Annotated in this window: 15 protein-coding genes; 7 read left to right on the forward strand and 8 right to left on the reverse strand. The window is 73.1% G+C overall.

Going from position 1 to position 21,247, the window contains the following annotated elements:
- Positions 1-12: 12 nt before the first annotated feature.
- Positions 13-936 carry a DUF4123 domain-containing protein gene (locus tag WMF11_RS13865; RefSeq protein ID WP_437977797.1) on the reverse strand — a complete coding sequence of 308 codons (924 nt, stop codon included), beginning with the start codon at positions 934-936 and terminating at the stop codon, positions 13-15.
- Between the two features lie 242 nt (positions 937-1,178).
- Positions 1,179-2,777, reverse strand: a complete 1,599-nt coding sequence (locus WMF11_RS13870) for a lipopolysaccharide biosynthesis protein (RefSeq protein WP_437977798.1) — start codon at positions 2,775-2,777, stop codon at positions 1,179-1,181.
- A 57-nt stretch (positions 2,778-2,834) separates the two neighbouring features.
- On the opposite strand from WMF11_RS13870, the gene WMF11_RS13875 reads away from it, so the two are divergent.
- Both WMF11_RS13875 and WMF11_RS13880 read left to right on the forward strand, forming a co-directional pair.
- Positions 2,835-3,581: a class I SAM-dependent methyltransferase gene (locus WMF11_RS13875; protein WP_437552312.1), complete on the forward strand. Its 747-nt coding sequence runs from the start codon at positions 2,835-2,837 to the stop codon at positions 3,579-3,581.
- A 164-nt stretch (positions 3,582-3,745) separates the two neighbouring features.
- A complete protein-coding gene (locus WMF11_RS13880) occupies positions 3,746-4,990 on the forward strand; it encodes a glycosyltransferase family 4 protein (RefSeq protein ID WP_437977799.1) in 1,245 nt (414 codons plus the stop codon).
- Between the two features lie 19 nt (positions 4,991-5,009).
- Here WMF11_RS13880 and WMF11_RS13885 read toward each other — a convergent pair whose 3' ends face one another.
- Positions 5,010-6,170: a glycosyltransferase family 4 protein gene (locus tag WMF11_RS13885; RefSeq protein WP_437908893.1), complete on the reverse strand. Its 1,161-nt coding sequence runs from the start codon at positions 6,168-6,170 to the stop codon at positions 5,010-5,012.
- Between the two features lie 366 nt (positions 6,171-6,536).
- Between WMF11_RS13885 and WMF11_RS13890 the strand changes: the two genes are divergently transcribed.
- The 4 genes from WMF11_RS13890 (at position 6,537) to WMF11_RS13905 (ending at position 13,092) form a co-directional block, all read left to right on the forward strand.
- Positions 6,537-9,374 (forward strand): cation-translocating P-type ATPase, encoded by a 2,838-nt coding sequence (locus tag WMF11_RS13890; protein ID WP_437977800.1) that lies wholly within the window; start codon positions 6,537-6,539, stop codon positions 9,372-9,374.
- A 117-nt stretch (positions 9,375-9,491) separates the two neighbouring features.
- Positions 9,492-10,610: a non-hydrolyzing UDP-N-acetylglucosamine 2-epimerase gene (wecB, locus tag WMF11_RS13895; RefSeq protein ID WP_437535334.1), complete on the forward strand. Its 1,119-nt coding sequence runs from the start codon at positions 9,492-9,494 to the stop codon at positions 10,608-10,610.
- 254 nt (positions 10,611-10,864) lie between these two features.
- Complete coding sequence (locus WMF11_RS13900) at positions 10,865-11,485, forward strand: pilin (protein WP_437977801.1); 621 nt, start codon at positions 10,865-10,867, stop codon at positions 11,483-11,485.
- 11 nt (positions 11,486-11,496) lie between these two features.
- On the forward strand, positions 11,497-13,092 hold the full coding sequence (locus WMF11_RS13905; RefSeq protein WP_437977802.1) for a pentapeptide repeat-containing protein: 1,596 nt from the start codon (positions 11,497-11,499) through the stop codon (positions 13,090-13,092).
- A 114-nt stretch (positions 13,093-13,206) separates the two neighbouring features.
- Here the strand turns inward: WMF11_RS13905 and ptsP are convergent, their stop codons facing one another.
- The 3 genes from ptsP to dhaK are packed head-to-tail and all read right to left on the reverse strand — an operon-like array spanning position 13,207 to position 17,345.
- The gene (ptsP, locus tag WMF11_RS13910) at positions 13,207-15,684 is read right to left on the reverse strand and encodes a phosphoenolpyruvate--protein phosphotransferase (protein ID WP_437977803.1); all 2,478 of its coding nucleotides are present in this window, start codon (positions 15,682-15,684) and stop codon (positions 13,207-13,209) included.
- Positions 15,681-16,340 (reverse strand): dihydroxyacetone kinase subunit DhaL, encoded by a 660-nt coding sequence (dhaL, locus tag WMF11_RS13915; RefSeq protein WP_437977804.1) that lies wholly within the window; start codon positions 16,338-16,340, stop codon positions 15,681-15,683. Before dhaL ends, ptsP begins: the two co-directional genes overlap by 4 nt.
- Positions 16,341-16,343: 3 nt before the next feature.
- A complete protein-coding gene (dhaK, locus tag WMF11_RS13920; RefSeq protein WP_437977805.1) occupies positions 16,344-17,345 on the reverse strand; it encodes a dihydroxyacetone kinase subunit DhaK in 1,002 nt (333 codons plus the stop codon).
- A 106-nt stretch (positions 17,346-17,451) separates the two neighbouring features.
- On the opposite strand from dhaK, the gene WMF11_RS13925 reads away from it, so the two are divergent.
- Entirely contained in the window at positions 17,452-18,195 is a 744-nt protein-coding gene (locus WMF11_RS13925) for a YqjF family protein (RefSeq protein ID WP_437977806.1), read from the forward strand.
- Positions 18,196-18,218: 23 nt separating this feature from the next.
- Here WMF11_RS13925 and WMF11_RS13930 read toward each other — a convergent pair whose 3' ends face one another.
- Complete coding sequence (locus tag WMF11_RS13930) at positions 18,219-19,175, reverse strand: YheT family hydrolase (RefSeq protein ID WP_437977807.1); 957 nt, start codon at positions 19,173-19,175, stop codon at positions 18,219-18,221.
- A gap of 47 nt (positions 19,176-19,222) precedes the next feature.
- A complete protein-coding gene (locus tag WMF11_RS13935; protein ID WP_437977808.1) occupies positions 19,223-21,022 on the reverse strand; it encodes an MXAN_6577-like cysteine-rich protein in 1,800 nt (599 codons plus the stop codon).
- Between the last annotated feature and the right edge of the window lie 225 nt (positions 21,023-21,247).

Raw genomic sequence — 21,247 nt, forward strand, 5'->3', positions numbered from 1 at the left:
CGGCGCGGGCCGTCAGCCTTCGCGTTCCAGCGCCGATTCCTCGCGCAGCGCCTTGCCGCCTCGGGCGGTGAAGCGCAGCAGCTTCCCCGGATCCTCGGCCTCCATGGCGAAGGCCTCGACCTGCTCGAACAGCGCCTCGAGCTTTCGCGGACCACACGTGGGCAGGAAGCCACGGAGCACGCGTGGATCGTAGAACCGGAAATACTGCTGCTTGCCTGTTCTGCTCTCGACCAGGAGAAATCTGTGGAGGTGCTTCCGCACGTCGCTGAACGGGCGGTCGCTCGTCAGGAAGACGCCCCAGCAGTCGCCCCAGCCGCCGTCGACCAGGGCGTCGAGCAGCCTGGACCCGTGCGGGAGGCGCACCAGCGTGGGGCCGACGTCGGCGAGGATCTCGCCCTGGAAGCCGGTATAGAGCGAGGCGCTCTGCTCGCCCGCCTCGCCGAGCAGCAGCCGGATGCGCGGGTCCCGGGCGGCGTCGACCACGGCGAAGAGGGGCGAGCGCTCCTGCCGGAGCCGCGCCCGCGCCGACGCAGCGAACGGCGCCCCCGTCGCGCGCGCCGCGGTCCTCCGCGTGCGGCGCGAGGGCGGGGCGGGCTCGGTCGGCGCGCAGCGGCGGTTCGCCTCGCGGTGCATCACCGCGAACAGGGTCGCCCCCGCGCGGATCTCGTCGCCGTCACGGAGCGACACCTCGCGCGCCGGCTCGCGGTTGACCTGCGTCCCGTTGCGGCTGCCCAGATCGCGGAGCAGGTAGCTGCCGTCGATCTGCTCCACCGAGAAATGCAGGGCAGAGAGCTCACCGTCGCTCGTGATCGAGAGATCCGATTCAGGCGCGCGGCCAACGAGCAATGGACGGTCGCCAGGGATGCGGGCGCTCTGCCCGGCCAGGGGGCCGGAGATGACCCGGAGGACGAACCCTGCTTCCTGGTCTTCGCTCATGGTCGTCTCCATCGCACAAGGCGCCGATGAGGCCGGCAACTAAGCGTAGAACACCGCTCGGCGGGAAATCCACACGAAGGCGGGAGCCGCGCGATGGACGATCGGAAGACTATCAAGCATTTCCCGCGTTCCAGGCGAGGCCTTCCAGCCGAGCCGCGCTTTGAAGCGGCATGCGCGGATTCCGCGTCCGCAGCCCTCGTGTCGCCGCCCGAGACAGCGAGGGTGCGACGCGCGCGGACGCATCAGCCGTGGCGGCCGCGCAGCGGCTCGAGGCGGAGCCAGCGCGCGACGAACGCCCGGTCCTCGGGGGCGAGCAGGCCGGTGATCCGAGCGGCCACGAGGTAGAGCCCCGTATAGAGCGGGGCGCCGAGCGCGAGGCAGAGGGCGGGGCGCCTGTCGGCCGCGCCCGTGAGCAGGAACGCGGCGAGCGGCGCGGCGGCCACGATCGCGGTGGCCGCGACGCGCCCGTAGTGGCCCCACGGGAAGACGCCGCGGAGGCCGACGCCGGAGAAGCGCGCGATGCAGACCACGGTCGAGGTGATCACGACCACCTGGGTCAGGACGGCCGAGAGCGGCGCGCCGACCATCCCGATCGTGGGCAGGAGGGCCAGGTTCGCCGCGGCGTTGAACACCATCGACAGCACCTGGATACGCAAGATCATCGACGTCTTTCCGAACGCCATCAGCGGGATCGCGTACGCCGTCACGCGCAGCGGCAGGAGCGCGGAGTAGATGCGAAACGGGACGGCGGCGCCGGCGTAGGCGTCGCCGTAGATGGTGCGCATGAGCGGCTCGGCGAGGAGGAGGAGGAACGCCGCGATCGGGAGCATGATCAGCGTCGTCTTGCGGATGCCCGAGTGCCACAGGTCGATCGCCGCCCTCGCGCCCTCCGCGGGCGTCCGCCCCTTCTCGACGCGGGCGACGAGGTCGGGGAGCATCGTCGAGGCGACGGAGTAGGCGAGGACGCTGACGAGCGGGAGCTCCTGCGCGCCGACGGCGAACTCCGCGTAGAGCCCCGCGCTGAAGAAGAGGCCGATGACGAACTTGTCGAGCTTCTGGTTGAAGAGGCCGGCGAAGCGCGTCACCGAGAGCGGGAACGCGTAGGCGAGCTGCGCCTTGACGCCGCCCGGGAACGGAGCCGCGGCGACGTCCTGGAACAGCCGCGCATAGAGCCGGTACGAGAGCCAGAGCCGGAGGGCCTGGGCCGCGCACTGGGCGGCCAAGATCCAGGCGATCGAGCACCCGAACGCCGCAGGGACGATCGCGCCCGCGGCGTTCGAGAGCGTGACGACCAGCGCGACGCCCGCGGACTTGCGGTGGTTGTTCGTGGCGATGAAGAGCGGGCCGAAGACGCTCGCCGGGTAGGCGATCATGCTCATGAGGCCGATGAGCAGGAGGAGCTGCGTGACGCCCTCGCGGCCGTCGAGGAAGACGCTGGGGACCAGGGCGAAGGCCGAGAACGCGAGCGCGGAGAGCGCTCCGAGGCCGAGCAAGAGCAGCATGCTCTGCCGCACCAGCCCACGGAGCTCGGCGCGGGTTACCTTTGGCGCAAAGTAGAGGAACGACTCCGGCAGGTAGAGCTGCGCGAGATCGCGCCCCGTCATGAACAGCATCGTCGAGAACGCGAGCGTGCCGTATTCGGCCTTGCCGAGCAGGCGCACGACGAGGACACCCTGCACGAGGATGATGAGGGTGCTCACGAACTGCCCTCCGACGATCATCCCGATCCGGTCGGCGAGCGACGTCCCCTGCGCCTCGGCGGGCGCCGGCGCCTCCCGGGCGGCCTGCGACGCGCTCGACGGCGCGCCTGGATCCACCCGGGCCGGCTGCTGGTGCTGCATGGCGGCTCGGTAGCACATCCTTGCCTGCGCGGCGGCCGCCGTGGCATGCGTGCCGCGATGCCTGATCAACTTCTCCAGGACCGGGAGGGCGGCGGCTTCGAGCGGGATCTCGAGGCGATCAACCGATACTACGCCGAGCGCTTCTTGCCGGCGAACCCCTGGGCGAGCCTGCTCAATACGTACCCGTACCTCGTCGCGCGCCAGCGGCAGCGCCGTATGCGCGAGGCGCTCGTCGCGTGCGGCGTGCGCACGCCCGAGGCGCTGCGCGAGATGTCGGTGCTCGACGTGGGCTGCGGAGCGGGCTCCAACCTGGCGTGGCTGGTCGAGCTGGGCGCGGACCCCTCGCGCCTCACCGGCATCGATCTCATCGCGCAGCGCACCGACGTCGCGCGATCGCGCTTCGCCGGCATCCGCTTCATGGCGGGCGATTTCCTGAAGGCCGATGTCGGCGGGCCGTTCGACATGGTGATGATGCTCGCCGTGCTGTCGTCGGTGACCAACGCAGAGCTCAAGCGGCGCCTCATGGACAAGGCGATCGCCCAGCTCAAGCCTGGCGGCATCTTCTTCTTCTACGACGTGATCTCGCGGCGCCACGTGCCCGGCACGCCCGAGTACCAGCGCCTCACGTTCGCGGAGCTCGAGGGGTACGTCGCCCCACGAAAGCTGCGCTACTTCCGCAAAGATCTCCTGAGCCGCGGCGTCGCGGAGCGGCTCCTGCCGCGCGTGGGCGTGACCGTGACCGAGCTCGTCCAGGCGACCCGGCTGTTCAACATCGACGGGACCTTTGCCTATATGCGCGGCTGATCCACCGGATCGAGGGGTGGGGCAGCGCTGCGCGGCGGAGGTCCGGCTGGCCCCGGGCGCGCGGCGCGCCGGGGGCGCCACGGCAAAGTGGCGAGCCGTGACGTGGCACCTCGAGAGCGGCGCCATCGGGCGGGGCCGTGTGTTATCACGCGCGCGGTTCCGACATGCCGCAGCGCCGCTTCCTGTTGATCAGCTACTTCTACCCTCCGCACGGCGGCGCGGGCGTGCAGCGCGCGCTGCACCTCAGCCGGATTGCGCCCTCCCTCGGGTGGGAGCCGGTGGTGCTCGCGTCCGGCGAGCGCGGCAAGACCGCGATCGATCGCTCGCTCCTCTCCAAGGTCCCGCACGGGGTCCGCGTGGAGCGCACGCGCGCTGCGGTCGGCTTCGGAACGCTCTTCGGCGCCCTGCCGGTCGACGCCTACCTCGGCTGGTTTCCCTTCGCCCTGCAGCGGCTCTCGACGATCCTCCGTGAGGAGCGGTTCGATCTCGTGTTCAGCACGTCGGCGCCCTTCACGGCCCACCTCCTCGGGGACCGCGCGCGGCGCGCGCTCGGCGTCCCCTGGGTGGCCGATTTCCGGGACCCGTGGACCGACAACAGCTTCCTGCCGCTCTACCGCGGCGAGGGCCCGATCGCCCGGATGCGCCAGCGCGTGGATCGGCGCGTCGAGGAGCGCATCTTCGCGGGCGCCGACGCGGTGCTGGTCACGGCGGACCCGTTCCGCTCGCTGCTCGTCGAGCGGCGCGGCCTCCCTGAGGACAAGGTGCGCCTCGTGCGGAACGGCTTCGACGCGGACGATTTCGCCGAGCCGTACGCGCCCCGGCCGGACCGGGGCGGCCGCTTCCGCCTCCTGTTCGCGGGCAACATGTACGGCGACTACAACCTCGCCCCGGTGTTCCGCGCGGCCGAGCGGCTCCTGTCGCGGCGCGCCTTGCCGGGCTTCGAGCTCTCCATCGTGAGCCGCGCGGTCGCGTGGGCGGAGCGGGAGGGCAGGAAGTACCCGCACCTCCGGCCGCACCTCCGGATCGAGGCGCCGGTGCCGCACGACCAGATCGTGGCCCGCTACCGGGACGCCGACGCGCTCGTGCTGTGCGCGCTGGATCCGCTCTCGACGCCCGGCAAGCTGTACGAGTACATCGCCGCAGGCCCGCCGGTGCTCGCCTTCGTGGTGCCCGGGACCGACGCGGCGCTCGTGCTGTCGCGGACGGGGGCGGGGGAGGCGGTCCCCACGGACGACGTCGAGCTGGGGGCGCTGGCGATCGAGCGCGCCTACGATCGCTTCCGCCGCGGGGAGCTGCCCGCCCGGCGGGAGGACGAGATCGCGAAGCTCACGCGGCAGACGCAGGTCGCCGAGATCGTCGCGCTGTTCGAGCGCCTCGCCGAGGGGCGGCGCGGGGCGCAGGCGCGCTGAGCGCAGCGCGCGCCGGCCGCTACGCGTGCTGGCCCGAGGTCGCCGCGGCGGTGGCGACGGTGGCGCGGTAGAGCGCCTCGAACTGGTCGACGCACCGCTGCCAGTCCGCGCGCTCCACCGCCCACGCGCGCCCGCGCTCCGCGAGGCGCGGTCCGAGCTCGGGCTCGTCGAGCAGCCGGTCGAGCGCCGCGACGAGCGCCGTGTGGTCCGCGGCGGGGACCAGGAGCGCGCGATCGTGAGCGAGCACGCCCTCGTAGGCCGGCAGATCGCTCGCGACGATCGGCACGCCGAGCGCCGCGAGCTCGCAGAACGTGGACGGCACGCCGTCGACCTCCAGCAGCGAGACCGCCGCGTCGGCCATCACGTAGAGGCCAGGGAGCTCGCTGTACAGGCACGGCTCGGCGAACCTCACGCTGTCGCTGACGCCGAGCTCGCGCATCATCGACGTGAGCGTCTGCACGTACGGGAGCTCCTCGGGTCGGCCGTGAACCTTGATCACGAGGACGCCCTCCTTCGCCCAGCGGCTCGCGGCGAAGGCGCGGAGGATGCGATCGACGTGGTAGTGCGGCTTCGTCTGCCGCGGGCTCAGGAGGACGCGTTTGCCGGGCTCGATCCCGAGCGCGCGCCGGAAGCGCGCCGCCCCGGCGAGCGACCTTTGCCGCTCGTACGTCGCGAGATCCACGCCCCAGAGCACGATCTCGCAGGGGACGGCGCCGGCGCGCTCACCCATGCGCGCCCGCGCCCTCGCCAGCAGGGGCACGCTGTCGGCGCTGACGGCCGAGGCGTGGGACAGCACGTGGTCGACCCTCCGGACCGTCCGCCGCGACTTGTGGAGCACCTCCGGGTTGATGTCGGATCCCCACGCCGTGGCGACGATCGGCGGGCCCCCGCGCATCCTCGACCAGAGGTCGTGCCAGGGGCGCAGGAAGTTCAGGTGCACCACGTCGACGCCGAGCTCGCGCACGCGCCGACGCGCCCAGAGGCGCCGGATCGCCTGTGGGATCAGGGAAGAAACGAGCCTCAGCTCCTCGCAGCGCTCCCCGTACTCGCGCTGGATGGCGGCCGCGACCCCGGGCGCGTCGCAGACGATGACCCGGTGGCCCCGGGCGGCGAGCGCGGCGCCGAGGCGGGCCTGCTGCGGGGCCCTTGGATCGCCGTGGAGGAGCACGGTCAGACGCACGCGGCGCGTGTACAGGACGGCCCCGCCCGCGTAAAGCGTCGCGCCGGTGCTCGGTTACCCACGACTACCCACGACGCGCTGGTCGTCGTGGGGTGACGCCAGCGTGCTCGCCGGTCGAATGTGCTGCGCGCGGGCGAGCGCTGGCGAGACAAATTTCCCCACCCGGGTGAAAAGGTCCCGCGGAACGTCGGCGCGCGTGCCGCTCAGGGCGCTGAACAGCCCGCTTCCGCCCTGGCGTGGTCTGGCATGAGACGTGCCAAATGGCAGGGGAAACCAAGCGCCAGCCACGTGCAGACCACGTGATGAGCAGCCACAGCCGGTCGGAACAGCGCGCACAGCGCGGCTGCCACCGCAGGAGATGACTCCATGTCCCAACGCGTCCTCCCCCCGTCGGTCGCGATCGCCTGGCACAGCCTGCCTGCCCCCGATGTGCTCTCCAGGATCGAGAGCGCCGAGGTCGGCCTCGCGGGCGACGAGGCCGCCCGGCGGCTCAAGGACGTCGGGCCCAACGTGATCCAGCGCGCGAAGGGCGACGGCCCGCTCAAGCTGCTCTTCCGTCAGATCAACGACCCGCTCATCTACGTGCTGCTCGCGTCGGCGGCCCTCGCGATGGCCATGGGCGAGGCGATCGACGGCGCGGTCGTGCTGGCGGTCGTGGTGCTCAACACGGCGATCGGCTTCGTCCAGGAGCTCCGCGCGGGCAAGGCGATCGAGGCGCTCGTCGACATGGTGCCCCAGACGGCCACGGTCGTGCGCGGCGGCCAGCGGAGCGTGATCCCCGCCGCCGACGTGGTCCCCGGCGACGTGGTGGTGCTCGACGCCGGCGACAAGGTCCCGGCTGACGCCCGGCTGCTCTCGGTGAAGAACCTCCACGTGGACGAGTCGGCGCTCACCGGGGAGTCGGTGCCGTCGGACAAACACGTCGCGCCGGTCCCCGAGGACGCCGGCGTCGGCGACCGCAAGAACCTCGCCTTCGGCGGGACGCTCGTGACCAGCGGCGCGGCCACCGCGGTGGTCGTCGCCACGGGCGCCGCGACCGAGCTCGGCCGCATCTCCTCGATGCTCCACGAGGCGACCGAGATCGAGACGCCGCTCACGCGCTCGATGGCCAAGGTCGGCCGCGTGCTGACCGTCGCGATCGTCGCGGTCGCGCTGCTCATCGTCGGGGTCGCGCTGCTCCGGGGCTACCCGCCGGTCGACGCGATGCTCGCGGGCATCTCGCTCGCGGTCGCCGCGATCCCGGAGGGGCTGCCCGCGATCATCACCATCTCGCTCGCCATCGGCGTGCAGCGGATGGCGCGGCGCCGCGCGGTGATCCGGAAGCTGCCCGCGGTCGAGACGCTGGGCAGCACGGGCGTCATCTGCTCGGACAAGACCGGGACGCTGACGCGGAACGAGATGACGGTCCGGGCCCTGTGGACGCCCGCCGCCGGCGCGCAAGGGGAGGCGGCGATCGAGCAGGCCGGAGCCGCGCTCGAGGTGACCGGCGTCGGCTACGCGCCCGAAGGCGAGCTCCGCCGCGACGGCGCGCCGGTCGGCGAGGTGCCCGAGGCGGTGCGCGCGCTGCTCCGCGCGGGGCTGCTCTGCAACGACGCCCGCATGACGCGCGAGGGGGACGCCTGCGGCATCGAGGGCGACCCGACGGAGGGAGCGCTCGTCGTCGCGGCCCAGAAGCTCGGCGTGGACGTCGAGGGGACGCGGCGGGAGCACCGCCGCGTCGATGTCGTCCCGTTCTCGTCGGAGCGGCAGCTCATGGCGACGCTCCACGAGGCCCCCGGCGGAGACCGGGTGATCTTCATGAAGGGGGCGCCCGAGGCGGTGCTCGGCCGCGCCGCGATCGGCGAGGCGGGGCGGGCCCAGGCGATGGCGCAGGTCGAGCAGATGGCGGCGCAGGGCATGCGCGTGCTCGCCGTGGCCTCGCGGCCGGCGGGCCGCGACGTGGCCTCGCTCGACGAGGAGCACCTCCCGGAGGGGTTCGAGCTCCTCGGCCTGGAGGGGATGATCGACCCGCCGCGGCCCGAGGCGATCGACGCGATCAAGGCGTGCCACGCGGCCGGGATCACCGTGAAGATGATCACGGGCGACCACCTGGCGACCGCGCGGGCGATCGGCGGGCAGCTCGGGCTCGTGCCCGACGGGGCGCGCGCGATGAACGGCACCGAGCTCTCGCGGCTCTCGGAGGGCGAGCTGCGCGCGGCGGCGACGTCCACGCACGTGTTCGCCCGCGTCGCGCCGGAGCACAAGCTCCGCCTGGTGAAGGCGCTGCAGGCCGAGGGGAAGGTCGTCGCGATGACCGGCGACGGCGTGAACGACGCGCCCGCGCTCAAGCAGGCCGACATCGGCGTGGCCATGGGGATCACGGGGACCGCGGTGTCGAAGGAGTCCGCCGACGTCGTGCTGACGGACGACAACTTCGCGAGCATCCGGGCGGCGGTCGAGGAGGGGCGCCGCGTCTATGACAACCTGGTCAAGGCGCTCGCGTTCGTGCTGCCGACGAACCTGGGCGAGGCGCTGATCCTGCTCGTGGCGGTGATGACCTTCCCGATCGTCGGGGGCGCGCCGCTCATGCCGATCACGGCCGTGCAGATCCTCTGGGTCAACCTGGTCGCCACGGTGGCGCTCTCCCTGCCGCTCGCGTTCGAGGCGATGGAGAAGGACGTGATGAGCCGCCCGCCCCGGGATCCGGGCGAGCCGATCCTGAGCCGGTTCGTGCTCGTGCGTACGGCGATCGTCGCGGTCCTCATGACGGCCGGGGCGATCGGGCTGTTCTTTTACGAGTACATCACGGAGGTGCGCGGCGGCGTCGTCTCGGAGATCGCCTACCGCGAGGCCCAGACCGCGGCGGTCACGACGGTCGTGCTGTTCCAGATCTTCTACGTGCTCAACTGCCGGTCGCTGCGCGATTCGATGCTGAAGATCGGGCTCTTCTCGAATCCCTGGGTCTACGTCGGGATCGGCGCGCTGCTCGCGCTGCAGCTCTGCTTCGTCTATGCGCCGTTCATGCACACGCTGTTCGGCTCCGCGCCGCTCTCGCTCGACGCGTGGGTGAAGTCGACGCTGGTGGCGATGTCGATCCTGCCCGTGATGAGCGCCGAGCGGTGGTGGCGCACACGCCGGGCGCGGCGCTCGGCGGAGCGCGAGCGCAGGTCCGACGCGTCCGACGTGAGCGGCGTCGCGGGCGCGATGGCGAACCGCGGCGCGTAGGTGTCGTCACCGTAATCGTAAGCAGTGACGATACCGAGACGATACCGAGCGCCGCGCCCGCGGCTCCGTCAAAACGCTGGTGCTGCGCCGAGTACCACGGCATCATCCTCGGTCGAGATGATCTACCTCGTCGCCGCGACGCGCCCGAACTTCATGAAGCTCGCCCCCATCTGCCGCGCCCTCAAGGCGCGCCGTCTACCGATGCGGCTGCTCCACACGGGGCAGCACTTCGACACGACGATGAGCGATGTGTTCTTCCGGGATCTCGGCCTGCCGACGCCGGATCACACGCTTAAGGCAGGCGGCGGCTCGCACGCCCAGCAGACCGCGGCGGTCCTCGTCGGCGCCGAGGCCGACATGATCGAGCACCGGCCCAAGGTGGTTGTCGTCGTCGGGGACGTCACCAGCACCCTCGCGGGCGCGCTCGCGGCGTCCAAGCTCGGAATTCCCGTCGTCCACGTGGAGTCCGGGCTGCGCTCGCGCGACTGGACGATGCCCGAGGAGATCAACCGCATCCTCACCGACCAGCTCTCCGATCTCCTGCTCACCCCCTCTCACGACGCCCACCCCAACCTGCTCGCGGAGGGCATCCCGCCCGAGCGAATCCGGTTCGTCGGCAACGTGATGATCGACTCGGTGCACTACGCCCTCAAGCGCCAGACGGACGCGCTCTCGCGCTTCGGGCTCGAGCCGAAGAAGTACGCGATCGCGACGCTCCACCGCCCGGCCAACGTCGACAGCGCCGAGCGGCTCGCCGAGACGCTCGACGCGCTCGAGGCGATCGCGCAGCGCCTGCCGACCGTGTTCCCCGTCCACCCGCGCACCGTCGCCCGCGCCGAGTCCTTCGGGCTGTCGGCGCGCCTCCGCGAGACGAAGGGGCTCCGGATCATGGAGCCGCTCGGATACGACGATTTCGTGACCGTGATGGGCAATGCGCTGCTCGTCGCCACCGACTCCGGCGGCATCCAGGAAGAGACGACCGCGCTCGGGATCCCGTGCCTCACGATGCGTCAGGGCACCGAGCGGCCCATCACCGTGACGCAGGGCACGAACATCGTCGTCGGGCTCGACGCCGCGCTCATCGCGCGCGAGGTCGACGCCATCCTCGACGGCCGCGCCAAGCGAGGCTCCGTGCCCGAGGGGTGGGACGGCAAGACCGGCGAGCGCATCGCCGACGCGCTGGAAGCGTTCCTCGCCGGGGATCCGCCGCCCAAGACCGCTGGCCCGCGCGCCTGAGCTCACCGCCCATCCTCGCTCGCCGCGGTGCCGGAGCGACGGGCGCGACGGGCGCGACTGACACGACGCCGAGCGCAGGATGCACCACGGGCGCTCACCGCGCCGCCACATCGCTTCTTCCGTGGCCTACGTGGGAGTCGCGCCGCCCGCACGACCACACTCCCCACAACCCCCGACCAAACAGCGTTCCATGGCCCAGAGCGCTCTGGGTTGTGCTTGTTTAGCGATGAACAGCCCCGGTATATAGTTGTATCGTGGCAAGAAATTTTCGACCTGGCGTGGAGTGGGCGGCTCGAGGGCGAGGTCAACGAGGTTTCTCGCTCGTCGAGGTGATGGTCGCGGGCGGGGTCGTGGCGATCCTGGCCGCCCTGGGGACCCAGGGGGTGTCCAAGTACCTCGTGTTCGCCAAATCGGCCGAGGCCAAGCAGACGATCGGCGGCATCGCCAGGGCGGTCGTCGGTTCGGCCGAGCGCCTCCAGGCGATGTCGGGCACCACGGCGACCCAGCCGCTCTGCAGCGATGCGGTCACGGTGCCCAACGGGTTCTCTCGTGTCCAGGGGAAGAAATATCAGCCCGACCCCAGCCCGAATGTTGACTACAACACCGGCAGCCCGACCGTTGGCTGGAAGTGCCTCGCGTTCTCGATCAGCCACCCTCAGTCGTACCAGTATCGATATCGACTCGGCGGCTCTCCGATGCCCGTCTCCGTCAACCACTTTCCGGCGGACGTGCCGGAGGATCGCAGGTGGGCCGCCTATGCGCGAGGCGACCTCGACGGGGACAATATTCACGCGTGGTTCGCGCTGGACGGCTACATGAAGGACGGGCAGGTGGTGTTCGCCAGCACGATCGGCACCATCGACCCGGACGAGTAGGCGGCGCCGCCATGGACACCGCAGCTCTCCACACGCTCTTCGGTGCCCTCTCGTCGCGCCGCGGCGGCGAGAGCACCGCCATCGAGCTCCCGGGCGCGGACCTCGCGGCCGCGCACCTGCGTTGCGCCGACCTCCAGGGCGCGAACCTCGCGGGCGCGCGCCTCGACGGGGCCAAGCTCACCGGCGCGAACCTCGGGGGGGCGCGGCTCGACGCCGCGTCGCTCATCAACGCCGACCTCACCGGGGCCGACCTGCGCTGGGCCGACCTCTCGGGGGCGCTGCTCGGCGGGGCGCTGCTCGCGGCCGCGGATCTGCGCGGGGCCAAGCTCCCGCGCTCGTTCTCCTCGGCGGGGTCGCTCGTGGGCGCGCGCGTCGATCCGTCGGCGTGCGCGCGCTCCGGCTTCGACGAGGAGGCCATCCTGGCGCTGGCGAGCGCGGGCGCGTCCTTCGACGACGTCGCGTCGTTCCCTTCGCCGCTGCGCGACGCCCTCGCGAGCGCCGACGCGGTCCCCGAGAGCGCAGCGCGGAGCCGTCGCCCCGCGGCGCCTGACTCGCGGCGGATGGAGGCGGCGCCTGACTCGCGGCGGATGGAGGCGGCGCCGGAGTCGCGGCGGATGGAGGCGGCGCCTGACTCGCGGCGGATGGAGGCGGCGCCGGAGTCGCGGCGGGTGGAGGCGGCGCCTGACTCGCGGCGGATGGAGGCGGCGTGGTCACCGCAACGGATCTCGGCGCCACCCGAGTCGCAGCGGATACCCGAGTCGCAGCGGATGCCCCCCGCGACCGACGTTCCCCGCCAGGGCGTGGCGATCAGCGCCTCGCGCCGCGCGGCCGGTGAGCGCGAGGCTCCGGCGGTCCGCCGCGCCGCCGTGTCCGGTGGCCCTCGGAGGGCGCCGGACGCGCCCCAGCTCGCGCGGTCGACCGAGCTGCGCCTCGCGCTCGCCGGCGGCGCATTGCTCCTCGTCCTCGCGGCCGCCGTCGCCCTGGCGAAGATCCCTCCGCGCGGCCTCCTCCTGGCAGCGCACGCCGGCAGCGCGCTGGGCGCGGCGCTCTTGACGTTCGCGCTGCCTCTCGTCGGCGCCGAGCGCAACGCCCCGCGTTCCCTGGGCGCCCGCCTCGTGCTCGCCGCGTTCGCCGCGACGCTCGTTTATGGGCTCGATCCGTCGCGCCTCGCGGTCTTCCGGCTGCGCGCCACGCTCGTCTCGGGCGACGCCGCGCAACGGTCCACCGCCGTACGCCTCCTCGCGCGGAGCGGTCACCGCAGCTTCGACGGGCTGGATCTGTCGGGACTCGATCTCTCCCGCGCCGATCTCGGCCAGAGCAGCTTTCGGAACGCGCGCCTCGCCGGGGCGGACCTCTCGGGCGCCGCGCTGATGGAGTCGACCTTCGGATCCGCCGATCTGACCGCTGCCAACCTCCGAGGTGCAGACCTCACCGGGACCGACGCCGAACAGGCGACCGGCTGGGAGCTCGCGGCGTGCGATGCGGCGACGGAGCTGCCCGAAGAAGGCGTGTGCCTGCTGGGACACCCGGTGCGGGCAAATCAGCCCTCGGGCGACACCACCGCGCGCTCCGCGCACGAGGGCGCCGCGCCGGCGGGGGCGCTGTAGCGAGCGGCGCATCGACGGTCGCGGGCCGGATCGCTCGGGAGGTCGGGCGCCGGACTGGCCAGACGTCTGGCGGTCCCTTGCCAGGCCTCTGCCCGCCCCGTCACCGCACCGACGTCAGCCCGGACGCCGCGCCGCCGCGCGGGCTGCGCGGGCCGCCGCCGCGTCGTCGACCGCGAGCGCCTCCTCGGCGACGGCGGCGAGATCGGCGAACGAGGCGCCGGCGAGCGCGTCCTCCACCGCGTCGAACGCGGAGGCGCACATGCTGAGGCGCGTGATCCCGAGCCCGACGAGGAGCGGCGCGACGCCGGGATCGCCGGCGGCCTCGCCGCACACCGAGACCGGCCGCTTCGCGGCGTGCCCCGCCTCCACCACCCCGCGCACGAGCCGCAGGACGGCCGGGTGCGCCGGATCCGCGAGCGCGTGCAGCCGCGGGTGACCGCGCTCGGCCGCCAGCGTGTGCTGCGTCAGATCGTTGGTCCCGATGCTGAAGAAGTCGGCCTGGCGCGCGAGGCGCTCCGCCATGAGCGCCGCCGACGGCACCTCGACCATGATGCCCGTGGCCACGGGCCAGCGGTGCGCCGCGCCCGTCGCCGCGAGCGTCGCGTGCGCGCGCTCCAGCGCGGCGCGCACGGCGCTCACCTCCGCGGCGGTCGAGACCATCGGGACCAGCACCCGGATGTCATGGCCGCGCCCCGCGACCAGGATCGCCCGGAGCTGCGCCTCGAGCAGCGCCGGCCGCGCGAGGGAGAGGCGGACGCCGCGGACGCCCAGGCTGGGGTTCGTCTCGGCGTCGAGCTCGAGGTACGGCAGCGCCTTGTCCCCGCCGGCGTCGAGCGTGCGGACCACGATGGGAGCGCCGGCGAACGCCGCGAAGATCTCCGCGAGCAGCTCCGCCTGCTCGTCCTCGCCAGGCTCGTCCACGCGGTCCAGGAACAGCATCTCGGTGCGCAGGAGCCCGATCCCGAGGGCGCCAGCCTCGCGCGCGGCGCGCGCGTCCGAGGGGCCGGCCACGTTCGCCCAGAGCTCGACCTCGCGGCCGCAGGCGAGGCGTAACCGGCCGTCCCGGGCGCCTGGCGGTCGCCGTGACGCGCGGAGGGCCGCCTGTCGCCGCTCGATCTCGATCGTGGTCTCGGGATCCGGGTCGAGCCACACCTCGCCGGTCGCCCCGTCGAGGCCGGCTCGCGCGCCGCCCGCGTCCGGCACCAGCGCCGCGGCCCCGGCGACCGCGGGGATGCCGGCGCTCCGCAGCAGGATGGCCGCGTGCGAGGTGGGACCGCCGCGCCGGTCGATGACGCCGAGCACCCGCCTCGTATCGAGCCGCGCGGCCTCCGACGGCGTGAGGTCCTCGGCCACGACGACGGCCGGCGGGCCGTCGGGCAGCACCGCCGCGGCGCCGCCGAGCAGGGCGCGCATCACGGCGTCGCCCACGTCGTGGACGTCGGCCTCGCGCGCCCGCAGGTACGGATCGTCGAGCCGCCGGTAGATCGCGGCCGCCGCGTGGATCGCCTGGCGGAAGGCCCAGGCGGCGTTGCAGCGCTCCCGCTCGATCCGGGCGATCGCCTCGTCGACGAGCGCCGGGTCGCAGAGCAGCGCCTGATGGGCGTCGAGGATGTCGGTGCCGCGCAGCGCGCTGCCGAGGTCCTGCGCCGCCAGAACGAGCGCCCGCCGCAGCCGCTCGGCCTCGGCCGCAGGGTCGTCGACCGTGGTCTCGGGGACCTCCGGCATCGACCGCACCAGCCGGACCATGGGGCCGAGCGCGACGCCGGGCGCGACGGGGATCGCGTGGCACGACGCGGGGGGCGCCGCAGGCGCGGCCGCCGGCGCGTCGCGCTGCAGGAGCGCAGCGAGCGCGTCGACCGCCTCGACCGCCTGCCGCCCGGTCGCGCGCAAGCGCAGCACGTCGCCCCGGCGCGCCCCGAGGGACGCGAGCGCGATCAGGCTCGAAGCCGGCACCGGACCGCGCGCGGCCGTCACGTTCTCCAGGGTGATCGCCGCGTCGAAGGCCACCGCGCGCGTGATGAGCCGCGCGGCGGGGCGGGCGTGCAGGCCGCCCGGATCGGCGATCGCGAGCTCGACCGCCGCGACCGCGGCGGCCGCATCGGTCGCGGCCACCGCCACCGCGGCGGCCGCATCGGTCGCGGCCACCGCCGCCGCGGGGCGCTCCGCCTCGCCGAGCTGCTCGGCCTTCGGAACGAGCGCCTGCCGCGCCTCCGCGGCGACCTGATCGAGCGTGCCGCCCGCTGCAGCCCGCACGGCCGCCGCGACCGCCCCTTCCACGATCGGCCCGCCGGTGAGGCGCGTGCGCGCGGCGATGGCCGGATCGATGAGCTCGAGCGCCGTCTCGGCGCTCAGGATCGCGCCGCCGATGTCCATCAGCACGACGGCGCCGGCCGGCCCGCAGACGCGCTCGATCGCCGCGGCGATCGCGGTCGCGTCGGTGCCGAGCTCCGTGCCGCCGTCGCCCGCGCCCGCCGCGCACGCGATGGCGACCGCCTCGCCGGTCATCTGGCGGGCCAGCGCCTCGGTGGCCTCGGCGAGCACGCGGCTGTGCGAGACCAGGACGAGCCCGACGCGGCCCGCCGCCCCGCTCATACGCCTGCCGTCGCGGCCAGGCTCCGCAGCAAGAGCGAACACGACGTGGCGCCGGGGTCCTGGTGCCCAGCGCTGCGCTCACCGAGGTAGCTCGCCCGGCCCTTGCGGGCGATGAGCGGCACGGTCGCGAGCGCGCCGGCCTGCGCCGCCTCGGCGGCGCGAGCGAGCCCGTCCATGAGCGCGGAGCGCACCGGATCGCCCGTGGGCGCCGGCGTGCTCAGCGCGGCCTTGAGCGCGTCGACCGCAGGGGAGAGCGCGTCGACCATCGTCTTGTCGCCGGGCGACGCCTTGCCTCGCCGCTTCACGCCGTCGAGGCCCGCCTCGAGGCACCCGGCCAGGGCCGCGAGATCGAGCGCCGCGGCGCCGGCCGCCCGCTGGCCCGCGTCGCGGAACAGCGTGCCGTAGAGCGGGCCGCTCGCCCCGCCGACGGTCGAGAGCAAGATCATCCCGACGCCCTTCAGCAGCGCGCCGACGTCGCCGTGATCGAGGCCGCCGAGCCGGGCGCGCACCGCCGTGAAGCCGCGCGCCATGTTGACGCCGTGGTCGCTGTCGCCGATCGCCGCGTCGAGCTCGGTCAGGAGCACCTTCTCGCGCTCCATGACGTCGGCCGCGCGCTCGATCCACGCCGCGATGTGCGCGCCGTTCAAGGCGTCCATGGCTCAGGTCCCCCAGCGCAGCGCCGGCGTGTGCACCGGCGCGTCCCACCAGCGGAGCATCTCGTCGTCGAGCTTGAGCAGGGTCACCGACGCGCCGGCCATCTCGAGCGACGTGATGTACGACCCCACGAGGCTGCGCGCGACCTTGAGGCCGCGGCCCTGCGCGATCGCGCGCGCCTTGCGGTACAGGACGTAGAGCTCGAGGAGCGGCGTCCCGCCCATGCCGTTGACGAACAGCAGCACGTCGTCGCCCGGCTCGAACGGCAGGTCGTCGAGGATCGGCTGCATCAGGATCTCGGCCACCCGGTCGGCCGGCTCCAGCTTGGCCCGCCGCCGGCCGGGCTCACCGTGGATGCCGATGCCGACCTCCATCTCGCCAGGGCCGAGCTCGAACGACGGCTTGCCGGCGTGCGGCACCGTGCAGGCGGAGAGCGCGACCCCCATGCTGCGGCCGCGCGCGTTGACCCGTCGGCCGAGCGCCGCCACCTCCTCGAGCGGGCGGCCCGCCTCGGCGGCGCCGCCGCAGATCTTCTCGACGAGGACGGTCGTCCCCACGCCGCGCCGTCCGGCCGTGTACAGGCTGTCCTCGACCGCCACGTCGTCGTTCACGAGCACGCCCTCCACCGGGATTCCCGCCTCGCGCGCGAGCTCGGCGGCCATCTCGAAGTTCATCACATCACCGGTGTAGTTCTTGATGATGTGGAGCACGCCGGCGTCGCCGTCGACTGCCCGCGTCGCTTCGAAGATCTGGTCGGGCGTCGGGCTCGTGAACACGGCGCCGGGGCAGGCGGCGTCGAGCATGCCCCGCCCGACGAACCCGGCGTGCAGCGGCTCGTGCCCGCTGCCGCCGCCGGAGAGGAGCGCGACCTTGCCCTTGCCCTTCGCCTCCGCGCGCGTGACGAAGCGCGGCGCGGCGTTCACCCGGAGGAGCTCGGCGTGCGCGAGCGCCATCCCCTCGAGCGCCTCATCGACGAGATCGTCCGGCGCATTGATGAGCTTCTTCATCCTGCCTCCGCTCCGTACCCGTTCGGCCCGCGCGCAGGATATCCCCATGCCATTGCCCGCCGCGAGAGGAGATCTTCGGCCCGCGCCATCCTAAGATGAGGTCGCCGTGGATCGAATCGCCCCCACGCTCCGCCCTCCTGGCCGTCCGGCAGGCTTCCAGCGCTGGAGAGAGCTGCTCTTCCTGCACTGGGAGACGCCGATCGCCGCGCTGCGCGCCGTCGTGCCGCCTGCGCTCGAACTCGACACCTTCGAGGGCAGGGCCTACGTCGGCGTCGTCGCCTTCACCATGCGCGACGTCAGCCCCTGGTGGTCGCCGAGCGTGCCCGGGATCTCGAACTTCCACGAGCTCAACGTCCGCACCTACGTTCACCAGGAGGGGCGAGCGCCGGGCGTCTGGTTCTTCAGCCTGGACGCGGCCAAGGCGATCGCGGTCGTCGCGGCCCGGGTCGGCTGGCACCTGCCCTATCACTACGCCTCGATGGATCTCGAATCGAGGGACGGAGAGGTCCGTTACCGCAGCGAGCGGCGCTGGCCGGGCCCCGTGCCTGCGCGCTTCGAGGCGCGCTATCGCGTCGGCGCGGCGATCGACGGCGGCGCCGCGGCGCCGGGGACCTTCGAGCACTTCCTGGCCGAGCGTTACCTGCTCTTCGCCGCGAGCGGCGGCGCGCTCAGGATCGGGCAGGTGCACCACGCGCCCTATCCGCTCCACCGGGCCGAGGTCACCCACGTCGAGGAGAGCGTCGTCTCTGCGGCCGGCCTGCCCGCCCCGGCGGGGGCGCCGCACGTGCTCTATAGCCCGGGCGTGGACGTCGACGTCTACGCGCTGACGCCCGCCGCGCCGCGCGGGTGACGCCGCCGCGCCGCGGCCGCGCGTCAATGCCTCGTGAGCCAGTGGATGACCTGGGACTCGAGGCCCGGCGCCGCCCCGAACCCGAGGCTCAGCGTCCGCGGGAAGCCCACGTGCCCGCCGTGCCGGAGCCACTGCACGTCGAGCAGCGGCGAGCGCGGGCAGGCCTCGATCGCCGGCCGCACCGTGTCGAGGGGCACCATCGGGTCGGCCTCCGCCGCGACGATCAGCGACGGGACGGCGATGTCGCGGAGGCGCGGGGCGGCGCTCTCGCTCGCGTAGTAGGCCTCCGCGCTCCGGTAGCCGAAGCGTCGCGTCATGATGCGCCGGTCCCATTCGCGGATCGTGCGAATGGCGAGCGCCTCGTCGAGGGGCACGGGCACGGCGCGGCGCGAGGCGACGGCGCTGTACATCTCCTTCAGCCCGGCCATCACGTGCCTGCGGTAAACCCACCGCTCGGGCTGATCGATGGCGGCGACGGCTCGCTCCAGGTCGAGCGGCGGGCAGACGGCCGCCACGGCGTGGACGCGCCCGTCGAGCGAGCCCGACGCCGCGTAACGGAGGGCGATATGCCCGCCCAGCGAGTAGCCGAGCACGAGCACGCGCTCGTACCGGTCGAGCTCGGGGGAGGTGATGGCGGCGTGGAGATCGGAGAACAGGCCAGCGTGGTAGATGTCGTCTCCGTCGCCCCCGGCGCCGCGCAGGTTGATGCGCAGGCAGGCGAGCCCGGCGCGCTCGGCCCTCAGGGCGGCCTCGACCACATAATGACTCTCGCTCGTTCCGCCGAGCCCGTGGACGACGACGAGGATCGCGCCCGCGCCTTCTCGGTGGCGGATCCTGCCGAGCAACCGGACGGGCCCGGCAGGAGTCTCATCGACGTGGACCGAGAAGGGGGAAGACGGAGCGAGCCGCGGGGCGCGAATCTGATGCTTGAGCCAGGGAGCGACCGTCCAGAAGTGGCCGTGGAGGATGCGCTGCATCATCCCGTTCGTAACACGGGCGACGCAGCGTTTCTATTTCACCCGCTCGCTCAGCGACACACGACCTCCGACGAGCCGCTGCAATCGTTCCGGCACACGTCGCAGTGGGCGCACTGGATCATCGCTTCGTAGAGGTCCGCGCTGGCCGGGTCTGCCGTCCTGCAGGCCGCCTTGCAGGCGGCCGTGTCGCACGTACGGAAGCAGCTCACGTACTCCATGCACGGGATGCTGTCCGTGCACGCCGAGAGCTCGTCGGCGCAGCTGGTCTCGAGCGCGCACCGGGTGCACCCCGAGCTGCCGTCGCCGCAGGTGCCCGAGTTGTCGCATACAGGCGGCGGGACGGCCCTCTTCACGTTGAGCGTGAACGCGCCGTCGCTGGTGTCGGTCGAGCCGTCCACCACGACCACGACGGTCTGACCCGCCGCGAGCGTCACCGTGACCTCCGACTGCTCGACGTCCGTGTCGTCGTTGCACGCGAGCTGAGCCCCCCTGCACGTCGCCTCGTGCACGTGGAGCATCGTGTCGAACGCCGATCCGAACGTATCGAAGGTGTAGTCGCCGGCGACCGGCGCCGTGAACGCGTATCCCGCGTCGGGGCTGCTCGATTGGCGGCAGTCCGTCGTCACGGTCGGCCGCACGCTGTTGGGTCGGCCGATCGTGCTGCCGGTGATCGTCTGCGGCACCGACGAGGCGAGGGTGCCCGCCGGGCAGCTCGGCGCGCTCGCACGCGTCACGCTCAGCTCGAAGGTGCCCGCCTGGTCCTCCGCGCCGTCGACCACGATGTAGACGGTCTGGCCCGTGGCGAGGTCGGCCGTGATGACCGCGCTCGGGTCGGCGCTGCACGCGAGCTCGGAGCAGCCCGTCGCGTCGAGGAGGGCGAGGACGACGCTGTAGCCGGAGTTCGTGCTGTCGAACGAGTAGACGCCCGCGGTCGCGGCGGTGAACGAGTAGATGCGCTCGCCCGAGCTCGTGGCGGAGCACGTCGGGGAATACGTGTTCGCCTGGCCCGCGGTCGTGCCGTTGACGATCTGCGGCACGGCGCTGCCGAGATCGTTGCCCGGGCTCACCGTGCACGCGCACGCCCCGGCCTGGCAGACCTGCGAGTCGTTGCACGCGGCGCCGCACTCGCCGCAGTGATCGGCGCTGGTCTGGAGATCGACGCAGACCTCGACGCCGTCGCAGGCCGTGAGCCCGGAGCCGCAGCCGTCCTGGCATTCGCCGGCGACGCACGTCTGGTCGTCCGTGCACGCGGTGCCGCACGCGCCGCAATTCCCGGCGTCGTTCTGGAGGTTGACGCAGGCGCCGTCGCAGTCGGTGAGCCCCTCCGAGCACTCGCCGTCCTGGCACTCGCCGGACTCGCAGGTCTGGCCGTCCGTGCAGGCCGCGCCGCACTCGCCGCAGTTGTCCGGATCGGACGCGACGTCGACGCACGTGCCGCCGCAGTCGGTGCGCCCCACGGGGCAGCCGCCCTCGTCCTGGCACTCGCCGGCCTCGCAGGTCTGCCCCTCCTCGCAGGCGTTGTTACAGCGGCCGCAGTTCGCCTCGTCGCTCTGGGGGTCGACGCAGCTGTCGCCGCACGCGGCGAGGCCTTCGTCGCACGCGGCCACGGCCACGCACTCGCCGTCGCGGCAGGTCTGATCGCCGTCGCACGCCACGCCGCACGCGCCGCAGTGGCTCGTGCTCGTGCCCGTGTTGATACAGATGCCGTCGCACTCCGTCTCCGGCGCGACGCACGCGCTCGTGCTGGGGCCGCCGTCCGAACACGATGCCACGGAGGCGAGCGCCGCCGCAGCGAGCCAGAGCAGGGTATACGTCGGCGCGAGCCTGAAGCGCGATTTGAGCTTTTCCATGAACCTTCCCTCGGCAGAGTCGCCGACGACGGGGGTCGTAACGCGGAGCTACCGGGAGGATACGACGATGGCCTTCCAGGATGTCAATGCTTGCAGCCTGAATCCCGCGCGTGGATCGTCGATCGTCATCTGCGCCGGCGCGTGCGCGCGCCGTTTTGCCACCGTCGCACACCTTGACCACAGGGTGCGCTGCTCGGGCTGGCCTAGCCGCGCGTGGCCAGGCCA

It is taken from the genome of Sorangium sp. So ce295, assembly GCF_051527405.1.
GTDB lineage: Bacteria > Myxococcota_A > Polyangia > Polyangiales > Polyangiaceae > Sorangium > Sorangium cellulosum_B.

Coding starts and splice junctions, on each gene's coding strand:
- WMF11_RS13865 (WP_437977797.1), bottom strand. CDS start 936: ATGAGCGAAGACCAGGAAGCAGGGTTCGTCCTCCGGGTCATCTCCGGC.
- WMF11_RS13870 (WP_437977798.1), bottom strand. CDS start 2,777: ATGCAGCACCAGCAGCCGGCCCGGGTGGATCCAGGCGCGCCGTCGAGC.
- WMF11_RS13875 (WP_437552312.1), top strand. CDS start 2,835: ATGCCTGATCAACTTCTCCAGGACCGGGAGGGCGGCGGCTTCGAGCGG.
- WMF11_RS13880 (WP_437977799.1), top strand. CDS start 3,746: ATGCCGCAGCGCCGCTTCCTGTTGATCAGCTACTTCTACCCTCCGCAC.
- WMF11_RS13890 (WP_437977800.1), top strand. CDS start 6,537: ATGTCCCAACGCGTCCTCCCCCCGTCGGTCGCGATCGCCTGGCACAGC.
- wecB (WP_437535334.1), top strand. CDS start 9,492: ATGATCTACCTCGTCGCCGCGACGCGCCCGAACTTCATGAAGCTCGCC.
- WMF11_RS13905 (WP_437977802.1), top strand. CDS start 11,497: ATGGACACCGCAGCTCTCCACACGCTCTTCGGTGCCCTCTCGTCGCGC.
- ptsP (WP_437977803.1), bottom strand. CDS start 15,684: ATGAGCGGGGCGGCGGGCCGCGTCGGGCTCGTCCTGGTCTCGCACAGC.
- dhaL (WP_437977804.1), bottom strand. CDS start 16,340: ATGGACGCCTTGAACGGCGCGCACATCGCGGCGTGGATCGAGCGCGCG.
- dhaK (WP_437977805.1), bottom strand. CDS start 17,345: ATGAAGAAGCTCATCAATGCGCCGGACGATCTCGTCGATGAGGCGCTC.
- WMF11_RS13930 (WP_437977807.1), bottom strand. CDS start 19,175: ATGATGCAGCGCATCCTCCACGGCCACTTCTGGACGGTCGCTCCCTGG.
- WMF11_RS13935 (WP_437977808.1), bottom strand. CDS start 21,022: ATGGAAAAGCTCAAATCGCGCTTCAGGCTCGCGCCGACGTATACCCTG.